The sequence below is a fragment of the Streptomyces durbertensis genome (genome assembly GCF_014156695.1).
Classification (GTDB): Bacteria; Actinomycetota; Actinomycetes; order Streptomycetales; family Streptomycetaceae; genus Streptomyces; species Streptomyces durbertensis.
In genome coordinates this window covers 1-4,127 of record NZ_WMLF01000464.1, presented here as the reverse complement: position 1 = coordinate 4,127, position 4,127 = coordinate 1, and the positions used below count along the sequence as shown (strand labels likewise).

General features: G+C 71.2%; 5 protein-coding genes and 1 tRNA gene. All 6 read left to right on the top strand.

All coding sequences use genetic code 11. From position 1 onward, the window contains the following. Positions 1 to 880 (top strand): metallophosphoesterase (locus GL263_RS22720; protein WP_182857615.1); only part of this gene is annotated, 880 nt, incomplete at its 5' end. Positions 881 to 940: 60 nt separating this feature from the next. Further along, a tRNA-Pro gene (locus GL263_RS22715) sits at positions 941 to 1,014 on the top strand. A 302-nt stretch (positions 1,015 to 1,316) separates the two neighbouring features. Continuing rightward, entirely contained in the window at positions 1,317 to 1,892 is a 576-nt protein-coding gene (locus GL263_RS22710) for a DUF5994 family protein (RefSeq protein ID WP_182857614.1), read from the top strand. 406 nt (positions 1,893 to 2,298) lie between these two features. Further along, entirely contained in the window at positions 2,299 to 2,655 is a 357-nt protein-coding gene (locus tag GL263_RS22705) for a PRC-barrel domain-containing protein (protein ID WP_182857613.1), read from the top strand. Positions 2,656 to 2,692: 37 nt separating this feature from the next. After that, positions 2,693 to 2,863 carry a hypothetical protein gene (locus GL263_RS22700; protein WP_182857612.1) on the top strand — a complete coding sequence of 57 codons (171 nt, stop codon included), beginning with the start codon at positions 2,693 to 2,695 and terminating at the stop codon, positions 2,861 to 2,863. A gap of 160 nt (positions 2,864 to 3,023) precedes the next feature. Continuing rightward, positions 3,024 to 4,127 (top strand): MFS transporter (locus tag GL263_RS22695; RefSeq protein ID WP_182857611.1); only part of this gene is annotated, 1,104 nt, incomplete at its 3' end.

Below are 4,127 nucleotides of genomic sequence, written 5' to 3'. Positions count from 1 at the left end.
CAGCGTCGGATACGCGGCGGTGATCGAACCCCGCATGTTCCGGCTCCGGCGGATCACCGTCCCGGTGCTGCCGCCCGGCATGAAACCCCTGCGGCTCCTCCAGGTCTCCGACATCCACATGGTCAGCGGCCAGGACCGCAAGCGCCGCTGGCTCCAGCACCTCGCAGGCCTCCGCCCCGACCTCGTCGTCAACACCGGCGACAACCTCTCCGACCCCGAGGCCGTCCCCGAGCTGCTCGACGCCCTCGGCCCCCTCCTGGACTTCCCCGGCGCCTACGTCTTCGGCTCCAACGACTACTACGGCCCCACGCCGCGCAACCCCGCCCGCTACCTCTTCGAGAAGGCCTCCGGCCGCCACGGCCTCAACGGCAACCCCCCGGTCGTCGGTGCCGTCCACCTCCCCTGGGAGCCCATGCGGGACACCTTCGACGCCGCCGGCTGGGTCGGCCTCTCCAACGCCCGCGGCCGCCTCAAGCTCGACCACGGCGAACTCGCCTTCACCGGCCTCGACGACCCCCACATCAAGCGCGACCGCTACGCCGAGGTCGCCGGCGGCCCCGACCCGGACGCCGACCTCTCCCTCGCCGTCGTCCACGCCCCCTACCTGCGCGCCCTCGACGCCTTCACCGCCGACGGCTACCCCCTCATCCTCGCCGGCCACACCCACGGCGGCCAGCTCCGCGTCCCCTTCTACGGCGCCCTCGTCACCAACTGCGACCTCGACACCCGCCGCGTCAGCGGCCTCTCCGACCACCACGTCGGCGACCGCCGCGCCTACCTCCACGTCTCCGCCGGCTGCGGCGCCAACCGCTACTACCCCTTCCGCTTCGCCTGCCCCCCGGAGGCCACCCTCCTCACCCTCACCGAGCGGCGTCCCTGACCCGACCGAAACCGGATTTCGCCTCAGCGCGAGCGTGGGCTAAAGTAATGCTCGTTGCTTCGGGGTGTGGCGCAGCTTGGCAGCGCGCTTCGTTCGGGACGAAGAGGTCGTGGGTTCAAATCCCGCCACCCCGACTGAAGAAACACGAGATCAGGGGTCTGATCCGCGAGAGCGGGTCGGGCCCCTGATTCGTTTGGCGGGTCGAGTGAGGCTGCTGCCGCCCGGGGTGTCCGGGCTCGGTCCTCGCGGGGTCGTCCGCTTCTTCTCGGGGACGGGGAAGCTAGTGGTGCGAGGGGGCGGTCGGGCAGTCGTGGTCGGGGCTGCCGCGGGAGTAGGCTGGGGGTGGCGAGGGCATTTGTTGACCGGCTTCCATGTCGGTATCTCTCTCGCTTTCAGTGCCGGGCCGTATGCCGGGCCCGGGGATGGGTTGACCACCATGACGGTGCTCACCGCACGGCCCGCGCCGATCACGCCGACCATCAGGCCCGCCGACTATCCGCCGGTTCGGATCTCCCTCAAGCCTCCTGGCCCGCAGTCCGGGCTGCTTGACGGCGCCTGGTGGCCGCGATCCCGCGACCTGGAGCGTGAACTGCCGCCTCTGGCGGAGCGGTTGGACCCGCTGTGGGGCCGTATCACCCGCGTCGCGGTGAACCCGACGCACTGGCCCGTGGTGCCGCGTAAGGTCGCCGTCAACGACCGCGTCATCAAGGTCGGTTGGTTCGCCGACGAGCAGGACCCGCACCAGCTCCTGCTTCTCTCCTACCGTATCGGCCGCTGGGACCTGCTGGTCATTCCGCCGGAGACCGGCGAGGCAGCCGCCGAGCGGCTCATGGCCGCTGCCTGCGATCCGCGGATCGCACGTACGGGCACCGCGCTCATGGCGGCGGAGTCGGACGGCCGGCTCGTCGCCTCGGTCGCCGAGGTGGGCCCGGCGGGGGACTCGCAGGCGGAAGCGTGGGAGGCGGAGGGCGGCGCCACTGCCGCACACGTGGGCGCGACCGGCGGGAGGTGACGTGGTCATGGAAATTGTCCTCACCCTTGCCGGCGTTCTCGCGGTGATCGCGCTGGGCGCGTTCGTGATTCACCGGCTCAACGCCCAGCACGCGGAACGGATCGCGTCGCGCCGGTACAGCAGTCGTCTCCCCGACAGCCGGAGCGACCCGGGTTCCGCGGAGCGCCGACCGGACAACGGGGCCGCCAACCGCCACGACCAGCGGGACGGAGGTCGCGAAGGTCCTCGACCGCGGCGCCGTGGCGGGAAGCGCGCGAGGGAGCGCAAGGCGTGACCGGCGGTGATACTGGAGGTGTCCGGGTGCCCGCCCGCACTGCTCCCGGGAACGCAGGGTCCTGCGGGCTGTCATCGGCCACCGGGCGGGCCCGGACCGCACCGGCCCGGATCAACGGCCCAGGAGGCGAACATGATCCACGCAGCCGACGTACGCGAATGGCGTAACCACAACGTCGTCGACCCGAAGAACCACAAGATCGGCGTCCTCGAAGCGGTCTATGTGGACACCGCCACCGACGAACCGGCCATGGCCACGGTCCGCACCGGGCTCCCGACCCGCCACCGATTGACCTTCGTGCCTCTCGACGACGCGATTCTGGGGCCGGACTACGTCAAGGTCTCCTATGCGAAGGCGCTGGTGAAGAAGGCCCCCTCGGTCGGCATGGACGAGGTCCTGCCCGCCGAGGCGGAGAAGGAGATCTTCCAGTACTACAAACTGACCTACCAGGTCGGCGCCGGCGGCGAGAGGCAGCTCGCACGTCGATGACCGACCTCGCTCACCCCAGGAAGGAGGCGTCCGCGTCATGGTCCTCTTCCTCCTCCTCGTTCTCGTGGCCGTGGTGCTGGGATTCGTCGGAGTCATAGCGGAGGGTCTCGGCTACCTGCTCATCATCGGTATCGCGGTGTTCGTGGCCGCCCTGGCCTTCATCGCGGTGCGGTGGTCCCGGCGCTCCGGCCGCCGCCCCGTCCGCTGACCGCCGGCCCTGGCCGTGCTGTCGACCGCGGTCGGATGCCGCCTGCTGGGTCAGCGCCGGCCCACCACGATGAGGCCCTCCCGGTCTGGGCGGATCCACGGGCCCCGGACCAGCTTCGCCGGGCCGCTGGGGTGCGAGCGCACTGGCATGCTTGTCGGCCATGCGGAAGCCGCTGCGGTACTTCGTCGTCGCCCGCGCGCTGAGCGTCCTCGGTGATCGCGTAACCGATGTGGTGCTGCCGCTCGCCGTGCTGTTGGCGTCCGGGTCGGCGGTGACAGCCGGGCTGGTGGGGGCGGCAGGGCAGTTGCCGCAGGTGGTGGCGGCGGTGCAGGTCGGGGCACTGGTGGACCGTCGCGAACGGCGAGGTCTCATGGTGGCGGCTGATCTCGTGCGGGCGGGTGTGTTCGTGGTGATCGGGATGGAGGTGGTGTTCGGAGGGGCGCGGCTGGTGCCGCTGGTGCTGCTCGCGCTGGTGGGAGGTGTCGGCGACGCGGTCTTCCACGTGGCGGCTGGCAGCTACCTGCCGAATGTCGTCGCAAGCCGGGACCTCGTGCGGGCCAACGGTTACGTGGAGGGTTCGGACGCGGCGGCGACTCTGGCCGGGCCGGCGGCGGGCGGCGCGTTGCTGCAGGGGGCGGGCCCGCTGGCCGCGTTCCTGGTCAATGTCGCGAGCTTTGTGGGCTCTGCGCTGCTTCTGCTGCGGTTACCGAGGAACGCGCCTGGGGAGGGTGGGTCCGGCGTCGGGGATTCGGTCCTCGCGGGGGTCCGGTTGGTGTTGCGGGACCGGGCGCAACGTGTGCTGTTGGCGGGCGCGTGTTACATGCACCTGCTCGCGGCGGCGGTGTTCCTTCCCCTGCTCGTGCGGGCGGATGAGGAACTGGGTTTGGCGCCTGTGGCGATCGGGCTCGTGGTCTCGGCCGCCGGGGTCGGGGGACTGGTCAGTAGCTTCCTGCTGGCGAGGTTCCTCGATGTGGAGCGGTGGGGGCTGTTGCTGGCGGGCGTGCTTGTGGTCAACGGGGGTGCGGCCGGTGCGCTTGCGGTGCTGGACGAAGCGTGGTGGCTGGCGGTGGTGGTGTTGGTGCTCGACGGGGCTTCCGCGTTGGCGTTTGTGGTGGTGGCCGCGACGCGGCAGCGCATCACTCCGGACGCCTTGCGGGGGCGGGTGATCGCCGCGAGTGCCGCGGTGACGGGGGCGGTTCGGATGCTCGCCCTTGCGGGAGTCGGCGTGCTGATCGACCTGGTCGGCCCGCGCGGTGTGCTGTGG